Annotated in this window: 15 protein-coding genes; 6 read left to right on the top strand and 9 right to left on the bottom strand. The window is 67.3% G+C overall.

Annotated features, from left to right (window positions below; translation table 11 throughout):
- Positions 1-4: 4 nt before the first annotated feature.
- The 8 genes from ACQR2C_RS10850 to ACQR2C_RS10815 all read right to left on the bottom strand — a co-directional run bounded on the left by ACQR2C_RS10850 (position 5) and on the right by ACQR2C_RS10815 (position 8278).
- Complete coding sequence (locus tag ACQR2C_RS10850; RefSeq protein ID WP_434881089.1) at positions 5-1984, bottom strand: heme lyase CcmF/NrfE family subunit; 1980 nt, start codon at positions 1982-1984, stop codon at positions 5-7.
- Entirely contained in the window at positions 1981-2517 is a 537-nt protein-coding gene (gene ccmE / locus ACQR2C_RS10845; RefSeq protein WP_434881088.1) for a cytochrome c maturation protein CcmE, read from the bottom strand. Before ccmE ends, ACQR2C_RS10850 begins: the two co-directional genes overlap by 4 nt.
- A 31-nt stretch (positions 2518-2548) precedes the next feature.
- Positions 2549-3649 carry a c-type cytochrome biogenesis protein CcmI gene (gene ccmI, locus ACQR2C_RS10840; RefSeq protein ID WP_434881087.1) on the bottom strand — a complete coding sequence of 367 codons (1101 nt, stop codon included), beginning with the start codon at positions 3647-3649 and terminating at the stop codon, positions 2549-2551.
- A 138-nt stretch (positions 3650-3787) separates the two neighbouring features.
- A complete protein-coding gene (locus ACQR2C_RS10835) occupies positions 3788-4057 on the bottom strand; it encodes a hypothetical protein (protein WP_315804188.1) in 270 nt (89 codons plus the stop codon).
- Between the two features lie 106 nt (positions 4058-4163).
- Entirely contained in the window at positions 4164-5630 is a 1467-nt protein-coding gene (locus tag ACQR2C_RS10830) for a hypothetical protein (RefSeq protein WP_315804189.1), read from the bottom strand.
- A gap of 110 nt (positions 5631-5740) precedes the next feature.
- The gene (locus ACQR2C_RS10825) at positions 5741-7117 is read right to left on the bottom strand and encodes a sensor histidine kinase (protein WP_316218081.1); all 1377 of its coding nucleotides are present in this window, start codon (positions 7115-7117) and stop codon (positions 5741-5743) included.
- 62 nt (positions 7118-7179) lie between these two features.
- A complete protein-coding gene (locus tag ACQR2C_RS10820) occupies positions 7180-7854 on the bottom strand; it encodes a response regulator transcription factor (protein WP_006614547.1) in 675 nt (224 codons plus the stop codon).
- A 271-nt stretch (positions 7855-8125) separates the two neighbouring features.
- Positions 8126-8278: a hypothetical protein gene (locus ACQR2C_RS10815; RefSeq protein ID WP_009027687.1), complete on the bottom strand. Its 153-nt coding sequence runs from the start codon at positions 8276-8278 to the stop codon at positions 8126-8128.
- 263 nt (positions 8279-8541) lie between these two features.
- Here ACQR2C_RS10815 and ACQR2C_RS10810 point away from each other — a divergent pair, with 263 nt between their 5' ends.
- The 3 genes from ACQR2C_RS10810 (at position 8542) to ACQR2C_RS10800 (ending at position 12833) form a co-directional block, all read left to right on the top strand.
- Positions 8542-9516, top strand: a complete 975-nt coding sequence (locus ACQR2C_RS10810) for a Ku protein (protein ID WP_315804191.1) — start codon at positions 8542-8544, stop codon at positions 9514-9516.
- Positions 9517-9930: 414 nt separating this feature from the next.
- Positions 9931-10932 (top strand): LysR family transcriptional regulator, encoded by a 1002-nt coding sequence (locus ACQR2C_RS10805; protein WP_315804192.1) that lies wholly within the window; start codon positions 9931-9933, stop codon positions 10930-10932.
- Positions 10933-11336: 404 nt separating this feature from the next.
- Positions 11337-12833, top strand: coding sequence for a porin (locus ACQR2C_RS10800; RefSeq protein WP_434872447.1), 1497 nt, complete (start codon positions 11337-11339; stop codon positions 12831-12833).
- A 192-nt stretch (positions 12834-13025) separates the two neighbouring features.
- On the opposite strand, the gene ACQR2C_RS10795 is transcribed toward ACQR2C_RS10800, so the two are convergent.
- Positions 13026-13190, bottom strand: coding sequence for a Flp family type IVb pilin (locus ACQR2C_RS10795; RefSeq protein ID WP_315716136.1), 165 nt, complete (start codon positions 13188-13190; stop codon positions 13026-13028).
- 389 nt (positions 13191-13579) lie between these two features.
- On the opposite strand from ACQR2C_RS10795, the gene ACQR2C_RS10790 reads away from it, so the two are divergent.
- The 3 genes from ACQR2C_RS10790 to ACQR2C_RS10780 all read left to right on the top strand — a co-directional run bounded on the left by ACQR2C_RS10790 (position 13580) and on the right by ACQR2C_RS10780 (position 19127).
- A complete protein-coding gene (locus ACQR2C_RS10790; RefSeq protein ID WP_316218084.1) occupies positions 13580-15112 on the top strand; it encodes a thymidine phosphorylase family protein in 1533 nt (510 codons plus the stop codon).
- Between the two features lie 46 nt (positions 15113-15158).
- A complete protein-coding gene (locus ACQR2C_RS10785) occupies positions 15159-16751 on the top strand; it encodes an MBL fold metallo-hydrolase RNA specificity domain-containing protein (RefSeq protein ID WP_434881086.1) in 1593 nt (530 codons plus the stop codon).
- Between the two features lie 258 nt (positions 16752-17009).
- Entirely contained in the window at positions 17010-19127 is a 2118-nt protein-coding gene (locus ACQR2C_RS10780; protein ID WP_434881085.1) for an OmpA family protein, read from the top strand.
- Positions 19128-19129 lie beyond the last annotated feature (2 nt).

The following is a 19129-nucleotide window of genomic DNA, read 5'->3' as shown; positions in this document are numbered from 1 at the left end:
CGCCCTACTCCGCCGGCTGCAGCGCGCGCGCCGCACGCGCCGGCCGCGGCGCGCCGACGCGCAGGCGCCGGTCGGACAGCGACAGCAGGCCGCCGAACGCCATCAGCACCGGACCGAACCAGATCAGCAGCACCAGCGGCTTGTGATAGATGCGCACGGCCAGCCCGCCGTCGGCGGTGGCATCGCCGAGCGAGACGTAGAGCTGGCTGACGCCGCCTGTCATCAGCGCGGCTTCCGTCGTCGACATGCCGCGGGTGGCGAAGCTGCGCTTGCTCGGCGTCAGGACGCTGAGCTGCCGGCCGTCCTGGCTGATGACGAAGGTGCTGACGACCTCGCTGAAGTTCGGGCCCTGGCGCTGGCTCATGCCGTCGAACTTGATCTGGTAGCCGGCGAGATTGCGGACGTCGCCCGGACGCAAGGTCGAGATCAGCTCGCTGTTCCAGGTGGTCTCGCAGACGATGCCGAGCAGCGCGACGCCGAGGCCGGCATGGGCGAAGGCGGTGCCCCACACCGACCGCGGCAGGCCGCGGGTCCGGTGCAGCGCGGTCTTGAACGGCACGCGGGCCACGCCGCTGCGCTCGACCAGATCGACGACCGAGCCGGTGATGACGAACACGCCGAGGCCGATGCCAAGCGGCGCCAGCGCGCTGCCCCCGCGCGCCCAGGCCCAGACGATCGCGATCGCCACCAGCGCGGTGACGCCGGCCGCGAGCAGCCGCTGCGTCGCCGCGACGAGGTCGCCGCGCTTCCACGCCAGCATCGGGCCGAACGGCACCATCAGCAAGAGCAGCGCGAACAAGGGGCCGAAGGTGATGTTGTAGAACGGCGCGCCGACCGAGAGCTTGAAGTCGAGCGCCTCCATGATCACCGGGTACAGCGTGCCGAACAGCACGGTGGCGCAGGACACGGTGAGCAGCAGGTTGTTCAAGACCAGCGCGCCCTCGCGCGAGATCGGCGCGAACAGCCCGCCCTGCTTCAGCGCGGTGGCGCGGCCGGCGAACAGCGTGAGGCTGCCGCCGATGAACAGCACGAGGATGCCGAGGATGAACACGCCGCGCGTCGGATCGCTGGCGAAGGCATGGACCGAGGTGATGACGCCGGAGCGCACCAGGAAGGTGCCGAGCAGAGACAGCGAGAAGGTCAGGATCGACAGCAGGATGGTCCAGACCTTGAGCGCGTTGCGCTTCTCCATGACGACGGCGGAATGCAACAGCGCGGTGCCCGCGAGCCAGGGCATCAGCGAGGCGTTCTCGACCGGGTCCCAGAACCACCAGCCGCCCCAGCCGAGCTCGTAATAGGCCCAGTACGAGCCCATGGCGATGCCGAGCGTCAGGAAGATCCAGGCCATCAGGGTCCACGGCCGCACCCAGCGCGCCCAGGCGGCATCGATGCGGCCTTCGAGCAGGGCCGCGATCGCGAACGAGAACGAGATCGAGAAGCCGACATAGCCGAGATAGAGCATCGGCGGGTGCACCGCGAGGCCGATGTCCTGCAAGACGGGATTGAGGTCGCGGCCCTCGATCGGCGGGTTGGCGAGGCGGGCGAACGGGTTCGAGGTGGTCAGGATGAACAGATAGAACGCGGTCGCCACCCAGGCCTGCACCGCGAGCACGCGGGCGCGCAAGGACAGCGGCAGGTTGTTGCCGAACATCGCGACCATGGCGCCGAACAGCGCCAGGATCGACACCCACAAGAGCATCGAGCCTTCGTGGTTGCCCCAGACGCCCGTGATCTTGTAGAGCAGCGGCTTCATCGAGTGCGAGTTCTCGAACACGTTGGCGACGGAGAAATCCGAGGTCACGTGCAGGGTGACCAGCGCGATGAAGGAGAGACCGGCGAACAGCAATTGCGCCAGCGCGGCCGAGCGGCCGACATTCATCAGGGCGATGTCACGTTGATGCGCGCCGAGCATCGGCACGGTGGACTGGATCAGCGCCAGCGCGAGCGCCAGCACCAGGGCGTAATGTCCGCTCTCTGCAATCACTGCGTCGCTCCTGCCGCCGTCTTCTCGGCGCCTTCGCGCATCGACACCGGGCTTGGCGTGGCTGCGCCGGCTGGCTTGGCCGCCGCGCCGGGTTTGCCGTAATCGTCCTTCCAATGGCCCTGCTTCTTCAGGGCATCGGCGACTTCCTTCGGCATGTAGGTCTCGTCATGCTTGGCGAGCACGGTGTCGGCCTTGAACACGCCGGCGGCATCGAGCGCGCCCTCGGCGACGACGCCCTGCCCTTCGCGGAACAGATCCGGCAGAATGCCCTTGTAGGCGACCGGCAGCTTGGCGCCGCCATCGGCCACTTCGAACGTCACGGCGAGATCGTCGCCCTTCTTCAGCGAGCCCGGCTGCACCAGGCCGCCGAGCCGGAAGCGCTTGCCCGGGCCGATATGCTTCTCCGCCACCATGGTGGGAGTCGAGAAGAACACGATGGAGTCGCGCAGCGCATTCAGCACCAGCCCGGCCGCGACCGCGAGCACGAACAGCGCCCCGCCGATGATCGTCAAACGCCTCTGCTTGCGTGTCATCCCTTGATCCCGTTGGCGGCGGAAGCGCCGCTCATCCATCCAAGCCGAAAGTCTTCACGCCCTCGTTGAGCTGCCGCAACCGCTCGGCGTCGCCGGACACCGCCTGCCGCGCATCCGACAGCGCGCCCTTGGCCTTGTCGAGATCGCCCATCACGACATAGGCGCGCACCAGCCGCAGCCAGCCCTCGACGTCGTCGCCATTCTGCTTCAGCCGCGCCGCCAGCCGGTCGACCATGCCGCGGATCATCGTCTCGCGATCGCCTGCGCTCATGTCCTTGGCCGCGGCGACCGTCTCGCTCGGCAGCGCCGGCACCTCGCCGCCGCCGACGCGGGCCAGCGCCGCCGTCACCAGCGGCCGCCACGGCGCATCCGCCGGCGCCTTGCCCAGCATCGCCCGCCAGATCGCGCCCGCCTCGTCCTTGCGGCCGTCCTGCTCGGCAGAGAGGCCGAGATAGTAGTTCGACTTCGGCTCGTCGGCCTCGAGCGCATGGGCGCGCTCGAACTCCGCCTTGGCCTCGGCGGTGACGACGCCGCCGGCGGCCGCGGTGATCATCTCGCCGAGATCGGCGCGCTTGGCCGCACCGTCGCCGGCGTAGGTGATCATGTTGCGATAGGCCCGAATCGCGTCATCGGTGCGGCCGAGCCGCGCCAGCACCGGGGCGAGCACGGTCCAGCCGCGGCCGTCGGTCGGGTTCTTCTGCAGGTGCTGCTCGACCTGCGCCACCAGCGTTTCCAGCGGCTGCGTCCCGTTGGGCGCCGCGCGGGCGGTGAGCGGGAAATCCGGCAGTTGCGGCGAGCCGAGCGGGAGGTAGACCGCGAGCGCCACGATCGGCACGCCGATCAGCGCCAGCACCGCCGACGCGCGGCGCAGACCGAGGCTCGGCTTCACCGCAGCCTCGTCCTCCTGGTCGGCCGCGGCCAGAAGGCGGCGGCTGATCTCGACCCGCGCGGCTTCCGCCTCGACCTTGCCGATCAGCCCGGTTTCGACGTCGCGCTCGATCTCCGCCAGCTGGTCCTTGTAGACGGCGACCTCGCGCCCGTCCGACGCGGCCCGCGCGCCCAGCCCGAGCGGCAGCAGGACGGCGAAGATCGCCGCGGCCGTCATCACGGCGAACACGAACCAGAGAGTCATCGGACAGGGTTCCAGTCAGCGCCTACCGGCAGGCGCGCCTCGCGCCGCTTTTAACCAGCACCGTTCCCGGCGGCAATTCACATTTGCCGCCGTGGTAGCCCAGCCGTCCGAGCCGAAAAACTCAGGACAATTACGTAATTAGGGGACCTCGAACTCGGCGCTCTTGGCGAGATAGCTGCCGTGCCCGTTCAGGGCCACCAGGAAATAGGTCCCCGGCCGGACATGGTCGGTGAGCCTGATCCGCAGCGACCCGACCGGGACCGGAGAGGCGATGGTGGTGACGGGATCGGGGAGTGGCGCCCCGCTCGTCTTGTCGACGAGCACGACCTTGGCCTTGATCATGAGGTTGCGATAGGTCGCGCGCACGACGCGGTTCTCGACCTCGACGAAGTTGATGACGGAAATCATGGTCTTGATGAAAACGGATGGAACCTGCGGGAACCTATGCGTGGCCCCGGGGCGGGGTCAACCTGAAATTGCAAAAATCAAAACGTGGACAGACTAGCAGAAAATCTCAACCGGCGCGCGAGGATTTTCGCTCGCCGTTCATCGCGTTCTCGGCCGCCCTGCTCATCAATTGGGCGTAGTCGTTGCCGAACAGGACGTGACAGAAGCGGATCGCCGCCGACACCTGCGACTGCCGATAGGCGCGCGCCCGCGCGTCGCCCGAGCGCAGCGACTGCACCAACGCTTCGGTGGCCTTCTCGACATATTGCTGCAGATCGGAATAGGTCCGCAGCGTCACCTCGTTGATCGCGAGCTCGCTGGCATAGTTGCGGCAGACCGCGACGAACTCGATCAGCGCCGCCACCTCCTCGACCTCGCCGCCGTCGACGCCGGCGCCGGCCGGAATGTCCTTGTCGGCGCGCTGGCGCAGGATGCGGCGGACGCGGCCCGGCACGCTGTCGATCTCCGATTGCAGGGCATTGGAGATGTCGGCGCGGATCGCGGTGAGCTGCTTGCCCCAATTCGATTCCGAGCGCAGGTCGAGCTCGGTGCGCAGGCCGCGAACGCCGTCATGCAGCGTCTTCAGCGTATCGCCGAGATTGGAGAAATGACCGCGCCGGATGTCGGCGCGCAGCACCGAGGCGAGGCCGGCGAGATCGTTGAGCGCGATGGTGACGGCGACGCCGAACGGGGTCGCCGCCACGCGGATCTCATCGTCCGATGCCGCGATCTTGGTGGCGAGCCGGATGATCTGCCAGGGCGCGGCGAGCCGCTGCATCACCAGCGACAGTGCGAACGGCAGCATCGAGGGCGTCTGCAGTGACGGCACGTTGATGGCTTCGGTGACGGAGGCAATCTGCGAATCGCCGAGCACGCGGATGATGCCGGGCAGCCGGCCGTTGAGGCCGTCGAGCGCCTCGCGATTCTGCAGCACCAGCCCGATCGGCAGCAGATCCTCGATCACGCTGGGTGCGCCGATGCGGGCGAGCGCGCGCTGGCGGTCGCCGGTCGCGTTGGGGCCGACGAGGTTCATCAGCGCCTCGGCGGCGGCGCGCTGCAGCTTGCGTGCGGCCATCTCGACCTCGCGCGAACTGTCGCCGGCGACCGACATCGCGGCCTCGAATTCGGCGTAGCGCTCCGGCGCGCCTTCGCGGCCGAGCCACTGCCAGACCGGCAACAGCGAGGCACGGCGGATCTGGCCGGGACGGAGAGGACCAGTGGAATCGGTGAGGAACGGGTCGAGCGGCCGGAACAGCCGACGCGGGCCATCGCCACTCTGGCGGCGCTCCTCGCGGGCCGGCGGACGAGCGACCTCGATGGCGGGTTGGGGACGCACGGGATCCAATGTTGGAGCGGGAGCCGGCGGCGCGACGGGCCGCACCACCTTGCGCAACTGCTCGAGCACCAGGGTCGCCACGGCGACGTCCTGGCCACGCTCGATGGCGCGCTCGAATTCGCGCATCAGGAGCGACTGCGCGTTCGGCGGCAGCTGCCCGAGATATTCCCTTAACCGCTCGTGAGCTGTCTGACCCATGCGCCGGCGTGCAAATTTCCACGGCGAGAGCGCACATCGCGCACCCCTGCCCGGACCATACGGTCCGCGGTATTAAGAACACCTTTAGGATGGCGAAATTCGCCGCCCCGTCAAACGCCGGGCAATCTCAGCTCCGCCCGCAGTCCCCCGGTCGGGGCATCGCCCAGGGTCAGGCGGCCGCCATAGAGCGCGGCCAGATCGGTGACGATCGACAGCCCGAGCCCCGACCCCGGCTTGGATTCGTCCAGCCGCTGGCCGCGCCGCAGCACCTGGGCACGCTCGGCGGCCGAGAGGCCACGGCCATCGTCATCGACCACGATCCGCAGCATCGGCGAGGCCCCGGACTGGGCCGGCGGCTCCACGGTGAGCTCGACCGAGACTCGCGAGGTCGCCCATTTGCAGGCATTGTCGACCAGATTGCCGACCATCTCCTCCAGATCCTGGCGCTCGCCACGAAATCTCGCCGCGGGATCGGCGGTCGCCGCGACCACGATGCCGCGGTCGCGGTAGATCTTTTCCATGGTGCGGCGCAGCGCCTCGATGGCCGGCGCCACCTCGGTCACGGTGGACACGATGGTGACGCGCGCGGCGATCCGCGCCCGCTCGAGGTGGTGGGCGACCTGGTCGCGCATGACGTCCGCCTGCTCCATCACCTTGGCGGCGAACGGGTCCGCCGCATGGGTCGCCGCTTCATTCACGATGACCGAGAGCGGCGTCTTGATGGCATGGGCGAGATTGCCGACATGCGTGCGCGCCCGCTCGACGATCTCGCGATTGGCATCGATCAGGGCATTGGTCTCGCGGGCCAGCGGCGCGATCTCCACCGGGAACTCCCCTTCCAGCCGCTCGGCGCGCCCGGACCGGATGTCGGCGATCGATTCGGAGATGCGTTTCAGCGGCGCGAGGCCATAGCGGACCTGGAAGATGGTCGTGAGCAGCAGCACGATCCCGAGCGCGGTGAAGGTGCCGCCGAGGTAGTAGTCGAAGCTGCGGGTCTCGTCGAAGATCTCCGAGGCATCGCCTGCGACGCTGACCAGGAACTTGCCGTCGGAGCCGAGATCCACCGGGCGCTCGACCATGCGCAGGTCCTGGTTCTCCGGCCCCTCGACATAGCCGATCCGGATCCCGGCCGCCGTCAGCTCGATCCCCTGCTCCTCCAGCTTGGGCAGCTTCTTGTCCCACAGCGAGCGCGAGGCCCGTACCTCCGGCTTCTCGGCGTCGGTACGGGTGATCTGCCAGTACCAGCCGGACAGCGGCAGCTCGAACAGTGGCTCGCCCAATGACTGGAATTGGCGGTCCGGCGGATCGTCGGGGGTGGCGACCTCGGCGATCAGGGTGCGCAGATAGAGATTGAGCCGGCGATCGAAGGCGCGCTCGGTCGCGTTGCGATACACCGAGGACAGCACGATGCCGGTGATGGCGAGAATGACCACGAGCCACGCGGTCGCGGACAGGAACAACCGGGTGGCAAGTGAGCTCTGGCGCATGACCGCAAACTAGCGAAACGGCCGGCGCCCGGCCACCGCGAATGGCTGGCTCCGGAAACGGATCAGGCGCCTGCGGCCGGCGGCGGGGTCAGCAGATAGCCGAGGCCGCGCACGGTCTGGATGACGTCGCAGTCGAGCTTCTTCCTGATGCGGCCGACGAACACCTCGATGGTGTTCGAGTCGCGGTCGAAGTCCTGGTCGTAGAGATGCTCGACCAGCTCGCTGCGCGAGACGACGCGGCCGGAATGATGCATCAGATAGGACAGCAGGCGGTATTCATGTGAGGTCATCTTGACGGGGTTGCCCGACACGCTGACCTTGCCGGTGCGGGTGTCCAGGGTGACCGGCCCGCAGGTCAGCTCGCTCTGGGCGTGGCCGGCCGAGCGGCGCAGCAACGCGCGGATGCGCGCCAGCACCTCCTCGAGGTGGAAGGGCTTGGCAACGTAGTCGTCGGCGCCGGCGTCGAAGCCCTGGACCTTGTCGCTCCAGCGGTCGCGCGCGGTGAGAATCAGGACCGGCATCGCCCGGCCATTGCGCCGCCACGCCTCCAGCACCGAGATGCCGTCCATCTTGGGCAGGCCGATATCCAGCACGACAGCGTCATAGGGCTCGCTGTCGCCCAGATAGTGCCCTTCCTCCCCATCGAACGCACGGTCCACGACGTAGCCGGCGTCGCTCAGGGCCGTGGTGAGCTGACGGTTGAGATCCGGATCGTCCTCGACAACGAGCAGACGCACGCTTGCCTCCAAAGCTGAACTGCACGATTTCCGCCCTCAAGATGAACCGGAAGGCCGTGAACCGTGCATGAACGGAACCCGAGCGACCAGGTTACTTTTTGGTCATCTCGATCGGGACCGCCGGCAGGGGCCGACAGAATTGGGGCGGATATAAGCTCCGGGACACCACGATGAAAAGCCCGGCCATGGGAATGGCCGGGCTGGATTTCGTGACCAGGCGAAGGGCGTCGGCCGCGGCGTCACGCAGCCGGCCGACCTCGCGATGTGCCTCTCAGGTGTGGAAGAACACGAACCACACGAGGCCCAGGACCAGCAGTGCCAGCCCCGTGGAGATGGCCAGCATCGCGAGGACCGACGGGCCGGGCTCGCCCTGCCGCGCTTCGGTTGGAGTTTCGACGATCTGCGACCCTCGTCTTGTTGCCATGGCGCCCTCAGCTCGCTGCTGTTCGATATCGAGCGCGGTATCGCGCTCCCTCACTTGCTCCCGTTGGCAACGTCGACCGCCAGATGATGTTCCGGGACGGACACGGCTGCGACCAGTTAACGCCGCTCTCAGAATCTGCAGCTACGCTTGTTGAATCCGGGGCCTGCGGTGTTATCCTCGCGGCAGCTACCGACAACTATGTCCGCAGCAGCCCGGTCCCGGGGGAGCACGCCCGTCAGTTTGCAGTTGAGTGGAGTTGAGGAATGGCCCCGCGCGCCAATTGGAAGGGTTTTCTGCGCCTGTCGCTCGTGACCTGTCCGGTCGCGCTCTATCCGGCGACGTCCGAGTCCGAGAAGGTCTCCTTCAACCAGATCAACCGCAAGACCGGCCACCGCATCAAATACAGCAGGGTCGACGCCGAGACCGGCGAGGAAGTCGCCAGCGACGACATCGTCAAGGGCTACAAGGTCGACACCGACACCTACATCGAGGTCACCAAGGACGAGCTCGACGACATCGCGCTGGAATCGACGCACACGATCGAGATCGACGAGTTCGTGCCGCGCACCGACATCGACAGCCGCTATCTGATCCGCCCCTATTACCTCGTGCCCGACGGCAAGGTCGGCCATGATGCCTTCGCGGTCATTCGCGAGACCATCCGCAGCATGGACAAGGTCGCGATCGGCCGCGTCGTGCTGACCAACCGCGAGCACATCATCGCGCTGGAGCCGCTCGGCAAGGGCCTGATGGGAACGCTGCTGCGCTACCCCTACGAGGTGCGCAGCGAGGACGAGTATTTCGACGACATCCAGGATGTGAAGATCACCGGCGACATGCTGGATCTCGCCAAGCACATCGTCGAGAAGAAATCGGCCGACTTCCAGCCGGAGACCTTCGAGGATCACTACGAGGCCGCGCTGATCGAGCTCATCAACAAGAAGCGCAGCGGCGTGACGATCGCCGCCAAGACCGCGCCGAAGTCGAGCGGCAACGTCATCAACCTGATGGACGCCCTGAAGCGCAGCCTTGCCGGCGAGGGTGACAAGGCGCCCGCCGCGGCCGCCCCCGCGCCGAAGGCCAAGGCCAAGAAGCCGAAGAAGCGCGTCGAAGGCCAGCGCGAGATGCTGCTGCCGATCAGCGGCAAGAAGGCCAAGGACGAGCCGAAGAAAGCCGAGGAGCCGAAGAAGTCGGACAAGACCGCGCGGACCACCGCACGCTCGCGCAAGGCCAGTTGAGAGCGACCTCCGAACCTTCGCACGGCGTACCGATCCTGTGCATCACGATCGCTCGGCGGCGAGTTCCGAGTGTTGCCGCGGGTTCGCCACCGCGTGTGGCGCCACCGCGTTCCGATTGGCGCAGGAAATATCTGCGTTGGTCAGGTAAGTCGATCCGGCGATGGCGATCCGGCGATCAGGCGCGGATTCGTGATCGTTTCGACATCACTTGGATGCTTGCGGAATGATCACGTCGCGCCTAGCTCTGCCCCGCGGGATGGTGATCCGGGCGTCAGCTTCCTGACGGAAGATCGATGTGCCTGATCGGTCGGGACGACGCTGGCGAAGTCGTCCCAGCCGCACGACGCGGCGTATCAAGGGGATGTGGATGTTTCAGCACGATGCGGACCAACGCCGGGCGCAGTACGCCTAGCGATGGCACGGGTTCAGCTGTCCGAGCTCTCCGCTTTCGCAGCCGTCGCGGATTCGTTGAGCTTCACCAAGGCGGCCGCTCATCTCGGCTGCTCCTTGCCGACCATCAGCCAGACCATCAAGAGCCTCGAGGAGCGGCTGGACGTCAGGCTGTTCAACCGGACGACGCGCAGCGTGGCCCTCACCGAGGCCGGCGAGCGCCTGCTGGCGGAGATCCAGCCGATTCTCGAACGGGTCGACCAGGCCATCGAGAGCATCAACGCGTTCCGCGACAAGCCGATGGGCACCCTGCGCCTGACCGTATCGCGTGTGTTCGCCGTGAGAGGGCTCGGGCCCCTGATCAGGTCGTTCCTGGCCGAATACCCGGACATCCATATCGAACTGGCTGTCGACGACACCAACAGTGACATCGTGCGCAATCGCTTTGATGCCGGCATCAGATCCGGACACCGGGTGGAGCGCGACATGAAGGTCATCCGCGTGTTCGACGAGTGCAGCTTCGTTGCGGTTGCTGCCCCCGGCTATCTCGCGGCGCATCCCGCGCCGGCCGTTCCCGAGGATCTCCAGGCCCATAACTGCATCCGGCATCGGGTCCCTGCCGACGATACGCTGCAGCCCTGGATCTTCGAAAAGGGCGGCGAGCGCACCGAGATTGCCGTGGACGGCTCTCTTATCGTCAACGACTTCGATCTCGCGCTGAATGCCGCGCTCGACGGCATCGGCGTTGCTTATCTGGTCGAGCCGATGATCGAGTCGCATCTGGCCGAAGGACGGCTGATGCGGCTGCTGCCCGGCTGGCGCTACGCGACGCCCGGACTGTTCCTGTACCATCCGAGCCGCCGGCAACCGCCGATGCCGCTGCAGGTCTTTCTCGACTTCGTCAAGCGCTGGCGCAGCGGCGTCACGCTGGACGCAATGTCGCGCGCGGCGGATTACGATGCACGCGGGTTGGTAGCAGCGACGTCACACCGAGCGTCGATGCACGTCGAGCCCAACCGCCGTTGATATTTCACGTGTGGCCTGAGAATCTTCGCGCGTCACCGACGGCGCCGCGGAAGCACAATGACGTGCGCAGTTTGCGCTGAGCGCCCGGGATTGTTCGGGATTCCCATCTAGCCTATTCACGATTATCACCATTAACAAATCGACACCGCGAGGCCAAAACCGCGGCGTCACTGCGTCGATGCTGGTGCGTGCGAGCAGCGTGTTAACGACGATCGAGTGGGCTTCGAACAAGGCAGAGCACATTCATCAAATCGAAATTGGCTCATGCACACTTCATTCAACCATTCCGCCGGTCGCGCCGATCGAGCCGTCGTCGGAATCAGAGGTGTGAGAGCGGCAATCTGGCGAAGCCAGAGGCGACACGCGGGGGGCCGTGTGCATCGCCGTCAACCGGAGAAACGGAAATGAAGACGTTGAGGGGCCTGCTTCTCGGAACGGGAGCAGTGATACTGTCCGCCGCTGCGGCTCAGGCCGCGGACCTTCCGCTGAAGGCCAAGGCCGTCGAATATGTGAAGGTGTGCTCGCTCTACGGCACGGGCTTCTACTACATTCCCGGCACCGACACCTGCATCAAGCTCGGCGGCTATCTGCGTGCCGAGACCGCGCTGTGGACCAACAGCAACTATGGTGGCGCCTATTCGGGGCAGGCCGGCGCCGACAACCGCCTGAGCAATCGCTACCAGACTCGCTCGCGCCAGGATCTGAACATCGATACACGCACCGCGACCGAATATGGCGTGGTGCGCACCTACTTCGAAACCGTGCTGAACTGGACCTCGGGCTCCTACGGCGGCACCGGCGCCGGCGCGACGTCCTACACCGGCGACGCCATCTCGGGCGGCATCGTCGGCGTCTACTACGCCTTCATCCAGTTCGCCGGCTTCACGATGGGCAAGGCGGTGTCGACCTTCGACGCGCCCTGGACCAATTATCCCGGCAACAATTTCGACGGCCTGGTCGGCGGCAGCGGCTCCAACAACGGCGTCAACCAGTTCACCTACACCGCCGATTTCGGCCAGGGCATCACCGCCGCGATCTCGCTGGAAGACCAGACGCAGTTCTTCACCACCAACATCTGGAACACCTCCGGCATCACCGCGGCCGGCGTGCTCGGTGGCAACTACGGCTCGAGCGCCTTCGGCGGCACCGTCGCGCCCGACATCATCGGCATGGTTCGCGTCGACCAGGCCTGGGGCCTCTTCCAGGCATCGTTCGCCGCGCATGACAATCATGCCGCCTATTACGGTGCGGCCGAGACCTCGGGTCACCCCTCCGACAAATGGGGCTGGGCCGCGCAACTGGCGCTGTCCATCAAGAACATCCCCACCGGTCCGGGCGACGTCGTCAACCTGCAGGCGGTCTACACCGACGGCGCGAGCCGCTACAACTTCCAGAGCCTCGCCAACACGACCTATTCGATGTACGGCAGCACGGGCGTGGCCGGCGCCTATCAGAGCATCGGCTTCGCCGGCGTCGGCGACGCGGTGTTCGGCACCGGCACGGGCCTGTCGACCGTGCAGACCTGGGGCATGCGCGGCGCGTTCACCCACAATTGGGATCCGCGCTGGAATACGGCGCTGTACGGCGCCTACGCCCAGGTGAAGTATGGTCAGACGGGCTCGGCCCTCGTCTGCGCCGGCATTGCCGCCACCGGCATGCTCACGGCGGGCTCGACCTGCAATCCCGACTTCAATCTCGGACAGGTCGGCCTCATCACCCGCTGGACGCCGGTCAAGGGCCTGACCTTCTCGGCCGACGTGACCTACAGCCACCTCGACCAGAAATTCTCGGGCACGGCCATTGCTCCGGCCGTCACGAGCACGGCCAAGCCGGCCGCGACCTACCAGCTCAAGGATCAGGACACGGTGAGCATGCTGCTGCGTGCCCAGCGCAACTTTTGAAGCTGGGCCATTGAACCTCTGACTGCTCGACGAGCTTCCGGCGATGCCCCCGCCGGAAGCTTCGTTCGTGGAGACGAGCGGCGCGTCGCGGGGGATGGGGCGAAATGCGGCAGGCGTCGTGCGGGTCACGACGCCTGTGATTTGTCGGACGGTGCGCGCTGACCTGATCGCGCCGGCGGCGTGACCGGCCGGCTACTTGATCGAGGTGTTGATCGCGGTGAACTTGCTGCTCAGCCCCGAGCCCAGGCCATTCACGGCCGCCAGGATCACGATGCTCAATCCACCGGCAATGATGGCGTATTCGATCGAGGTCGCGCCAGCCTGATTCTTCAGGAAGCTCGCAATCAACTGCCGCATCTACCTCTCCGGTCGGGCTCGATCATGGGATCGCGCCGGAACGGCGCGCGCAGGCCGGGACGGACGCCCCAGCGAAAACCCTCGGTCATCCGCTTGAACAATCAGTTAACCCGATCAGGTACCTGGCGGGCCCGCCGCGCCGGCCCCCGGCCCCGCCCTTGCTCTCTGATCCGGCACGCAGCCGCGCCGCCGACTGATCCGCAAACATTTGGATTGATTGAGCTTTATTTCTGCTTGCCACGCCTTCGGCAGGCCGGCCCGGCGATCGCCGAGCTCGGCCCTTGCCCGGACATATTGAGAAAAAATTCGGTCGGCCCCGGGGGAGGCCGGCCGCATGATCTGCGTCAACGGCCATGGCGTGGACGGGCTTAAGGGGTATCTTGGCCGCCATGAGCACAACAGATTCCGCCCGTCCCCAGCTCAAGATCCGCAGCGTCGCGCTCGACACCGGCCGCGAGAACGTGGTCGTGATCTCCCGACGCTCGAAGGCGTTGCGGCCCGAGGTCTTCCGCGGCTTCAGCCGCGTCGAGCTGCGCTGCAACTCGCGGACGCTGCTGGCGACCCTCCTGATCACCGACGACGATGCGCTGGTCGGCCCCGACGAGATCGGCCTGTCGGAGCCGGCGATGCGGCGCTTCGCGGAAGCCGCCGGCACGCTGGCGACGGTGTCGCCGGCGACCCCGCCCGAGAGCCTGGAAGCGGTGCGTGCCAAGATCCGCGGCGAGACCCTGAGCGACCAGGCGATCGCGGCCGTGATCGACGACCTCGCCCACTACCGCTACTCGGACATGGAGATCGCCGCCTTCCTGATCGGCTCAGCCAGCTTCATGAGCTCCGGCGAGCTGCTGGCGCTGACCCGCGCGATGGCCAATGCCGGCACGCAGTTGAAATGGCCCGAGCCGGTCGTGGTCGACAAGCACTGCATCGGCGGCATCCCCGGCAACCGCACCTCGATGGTGGTGGTGCCGATCGTCGCCGCCCACGGCCTGACCATTCCAAAAACCTCGTCGCGCGCGATCACCTCGCCGGCCGGCACCGCCGATACGATGGAGGTGCTGGCGCGGGTGAATGTCGGCGCCGACGAGATGAAGTCGATCGTTGCGGCCTGCAATGGCTGCATGATCTGGGGCGGCCACGTCAATCTGTCGCCGGCCGACGACGTCCTGATCTCGGTCGAGCGCCCGCTCAGCCTCGACACCCGTGAGCAGATGGTCGCCTCGATCCTGTCGAAGAAGCTGGCCGCCGGCTCGACGCATCTGCTGCTCGACCTGCCGGTCGGGCCGACCGCCAAGCTCACCAGCGGCGCGGAGGCGATGCGGCTGCGCAAGCTGTTCGAATTCGTCGGCGACCGGTTCGGGCTCAAGGTCGAGGTGATCACGACCGACGGCCGCCAGCCGATCGGCAACGGCATCGGCCCCGTGCTGGAGGCGCGTGACGTGATGGCGGTGCTGGGCAACGAGCCGTCGGCGCCTGCGGACCTGCGCGAGAAGTCGCTGCGGCTCGCCGCGCATCTGCTCGAATATGATCCGAAGCTGCGCGGCGGCGCCGGCTATAACAGGGCGCGCGAGCTGCTCGACAGCGGCGCGGCGCTCAGGCAGATGCTGAAGATCATCGATGCCCAGGGGCCACCGGAATGCCGCAGCGAGCTCGGCGATCTCGCCTTCGACGTCAAGGCCGAGCACGACGGCATCGTCTCCGCGATCGACTGCCTGCGGCTCAATCGCCTGGCGCGTACCGCCGGCGCGCCGGTGAACAAGGGCTCCGGGATCATGCTGTTCAAGAAGATCGGCGATCGCGTCGACCAGGGTGAGCCACTTTATCGCGTGTTCACCTGCGATCCGTCGGAGCATGATCTGGCCGCAGCCGCAGCCGCCGCCAACCACGGCTATGGCTTCGCCGACGGCGCGAATGGTCGTTCGTGATGAACCGTCAGCAATCGTCGATCCAGAGTTCTCGGGAGACCGCCGCATGAGTGTGACCGTTCGCTTCTGCGGGGCCGCGCATACCGTGACCGGGTCGTGCTGTCTGGTGCGGAGCGGCAAGAGCCAGTTCCTGATCGATTGCGGCCTGTTCCAGGGACAGAAGACGCTGAAGGAGCTCAACTACGGCGACTTTCCGTTCCGTCCCGCCGACATCGACGCGGTGCTGCTGACGCATGCGCATATCGACCATAGCGGCCTGCTGCCGAAGCTGGTGCGCATGGGCTTCGACGGCAAGATCTTCGCCACCCGCGGCACCATCGATCTCTGCTCATGGATGCTGCCCGATGCCGGCAACATCCAGGAGCAGGAGGTGCTGGCGCTGAACCGCCGCAACATCGCGCGCGGCCGCGGCGAGGTCAGCCCGATCTATACCCAGGCCGACGCCATCGCGGCGATGCAATACTTTCAGCCGGTCGCCTATGAGACCTGGACCGACATCGTGCCGGGCGTTCGCGCCCGCTACTGGAATGCCGGGCATCTGCTGGGCTCGGCCTCGATCGAGATCGAATTCGCAGGACAAGGCGCCGACGGCGCGCCGCTGCGGCTGCTCGCCTCCGGCGACGTCGGGCCCGACGCCAAGCTGCTGCAGCCGGACCCGAAAGCGCCCGAGGGCTTCGACTACGTGATCTCGGAAGCCACCTATGGCGACCGCATTCGCGAGCCGACCACGCCGGAGCTGCGCCGCGGCCGTCTGGCCGGCGAGGTGCGCGACGCGGCAGCAGCCAAGGGCGCGCTATTGATCCCGGCCTTCGCGGTCGAACGGACGCAGGAGCTGATCGTCGATCTGGTCGGCCTGATGGAGCGCGGCGAGATTCCGGCCGCACCGGTGTTCCTGGATTCGCCGCTTGCGATCCACGCCACCGAGGTGTTCCGCGCGCATACCGAGAGCCTCGACGGCGGCAGCGATGTCGGCCGTCTGCTGTCGTCGTCGCATCTGCGCTTCACCGAGACCGTCGATGAAAGCAAGGCGATCGCCAAGCTGACCGGCTTCCACATCATCATCGCCGCCAGCGGCATGTGCGATGCCGGTCGCATCCGGCACCATCTCAAGCGCTGGCTGTGGAACAACCGCGCCACCGTGCTGCTGGTCGGCTACCAGGCCAACGGCACGCTGGGGCGCTTCCTGCAGGACGGCGTCAAGGCGGTGCGCATCCAGGGCGAGGAGATCAAGGTCGCGGCGCGCATCCGCATGATGGACGACTATTCCGGCCACGCCGACGCCGCCGAGATCGCCCGCTGGATCGCGGCCCGCCGTCCGATCGCGCGCGGCCTTTTCCTGTCCCATGGCGAGGAGGCCGCGATCACGGCGCTGGCAGCACGCGTCGCCGAGCGCATCGTGCCGACCGCGAAAGTGTTCTCCCCCCTGCTCGACGACGTCTACGAGCTGACGACCGCGGTGCCGACGCCGCTCGACGTCGCACGCCGGCGACGGCTGGCGCCGGAGGCGGTCACCCGGCTGGACTGGCACAACGACATGTCGGGCCTGCTGCTCGACATCCACGAGCGGATCGAGCAGGCCGCCGACGACCGCGCCCGCGGCGTCATCATCCGCCGCCTGCGCCGGGCGCTGGAAGAGTGATGCGAGCGGCGCCGCCGCGAAGGCTGCGCGCCTGCGATGTTCGTCGTCGAACGGTCACACTTTGATCGCACCCTGAGGACGATCAGGTGCGGTGCGAAGCTCGCAGACGGCGACGCTCCTGCAGCTTGTGCATATTGAAACACACAACGTGCCGACGGCTGGTCTCCGGGAGCTGTTCTGATAGGCTTGGCACGTGGTTCATAACAACGGAACGATCCGGGTGAACCGGGCGCAGGTGGGGAAACGAGGGGCTCTCACATGCATCAACCATCGAAATGGTGGGCGGGACTGATCGCTGTTGCCGTGCTGTGGCTCGCCGCCATGAGCTTCAAGACGGCTGATGTCGAGGACGACATTGCGCCGCGGGCCCGCGCCGCCATTGCCGCCGCCGCCCCCGATACGGCCGCGGCGCTCAAGGTCTCGGTCGCGGGCCGCGACGTTCGCATCGCAGGGCCGGAGTTCAGTCCCGACCAGTCGACGAAACTGGCAGACGCCGCCACGGTCAATGGCGTCCGGCTCGTCGACGGCACCTACGACAAGCTGCCGACACCGAAGCCCTATGCTTTCCGCGCCACGCGAAACGGCGGCCAGCTCGTGCTCGAAGGCGCGGTGCCGACGCCCGCCGTTCGCAATGCCGTGCTCAATGCCGTCCGTTCGTCCGGCGGTGAGGTGGTCGATCGCCTCTCCTATGCACTGGGAGCTCCGGCCGACTTCGCGGCCATCGCAAGCCACGGAGCGGTCCAGGCCGCCAAGCTCAATGGCGGCACGTTCGCGCTCGCGGACAAGGCCTATTCGATCGCAGGCGTCGCCGCCTCATCGGACGTCTACGAGGCCGCCGTCGCCGCGACGCGGCAGCTGCCGGGCGGCGCCGTGCTCGACAAAATGGCGATCCTGCCGCCGGAGGCAAAGCCCTTCATCTGGAGCGCGGTCCGCGAGGGCAACACGCTGGTGATGTCCGGCGTCGTCCCGAACGACGACATCAGGCGCGCGCTCGAGGCCGCCGCGATCAAGGCCTGGCCCGGCACGTCGGTGATGCATCAGATGCAGATCGCGCGCGGCGCGCTTGACGGCGATTTCGATGCCTACGCCTCCTATGCGCTTGCGGAGCTCGCCAGGCTGAGCACGGGCCGGGTCGTCATCTCCGACGCCACCTACGCGATCTCGGGCGAAGCACCCTCGACCGCCGCCTACGACGAAACGATGGCCGGCGTCGGCAAGCTGCCGGCCGGGCTGACCTTGGCCAAGGCCGACATTCTGCCGCCGGAGATCAAGCCCTATCGCTGGTCGGCGGAGTTCGACGGCACCGGCCTGAGCCTCACAGGTCTCGCGCCGAGCGCGACCGCCCGCGAGGCGATGCTGGCCTCTGCCAGCGGACAGTTCGACGGCAAGCCGATCAAGAGCCAGATCGGCATCGCCCGCGGCGCCCCCGATGGCGACGTTGCCAAAGCGAGCGCGAGCCTGCTGCAGCAGCTCGCCAGGCTTGCGCAGGGGCGGGCCGAGATCAACGACACTCAGGTCTCGCTCAGGGGCGTGGGACTCGCCAATGTCACCGGCGCGACCGTGCGCGAGCAACTGGCCGGCGCCCTGCCCGCGCCGTTCGCGCTCGCATCCATCGACGTCCGCGACGGCCCGGTCTCGCCCTACGCGTTCGGACTGCAGAAGCAGGACGGCCGTGTCCTGCTGAGCGGCTATGTGCCTGATGACGCCGCCCGCCGCGATCTCGTCGACGCCGCCACGACGACCTTCATCACCGAGACGGTCGAGGACGGCCTGAAGATCGGCGACGGTGCGCCAAAGGATTACGTGCAGTCGCTGAAGGCGACGTTCCCGGCGCTGGCGCGGCTGTGGTCCGGCGCGCTGACGGCGAAGGATGCGGCGATCACGGTCGACGGGCTCGCCATCTACGACAAGTCGGCCGAGCAGGTCCGCAAGGAGCTGGCCGACGCGGTCGGCAGCGGCTTCAAGCTCGACGACGTCAAGATCGGCCTCAAGCCGGAAGGCCCACCATTGGCGGTCGCGGAGTGCCAGCCGGCGTTCAACGGGCTGCTCGCCAAGGGCCGCATCCGCTTCAGCACCGGCAGCGCCGAGCTGAGCCGCGCCTCGCTGGCGCTGCTCGACCACCTGATCGAGGTTGCGCAGCGCTGCAAGGACGCCGAGATCGCGATCGAGGGCCACACCGACAATGTCGGGGACGAAGCTGACAACATGGACCTCTCCAAGCGCCGGGCGGCGGCGGTGGTCGGCTATATCGGCGACGCCGGTATCGACACCTCGCGCATGACCTCGGAGGGCTACGGCCAGAACAAGCCGGTCGCCTCCAACGACACGGCCGAAGGCCGCGCGCAGAACCGCCGCATCGAATTCGTCGTCAAGTGAGG

Source organism: Bradyrhizobium sp. HKCCYLRH3061 (genome assembly GCF_051168015.1).
Classification (GTDB): Bacteria; Pseudomonadota; Alphaproteobacteria; order Rhizobiales; family Xanthobacteraceae; genus Bradyrhizobium.
The sequence above is the reverse complement of the archived record's forward strand: the minus strand, read 5'-3'. Positions and strand labels throughout refer to the sequence as shown.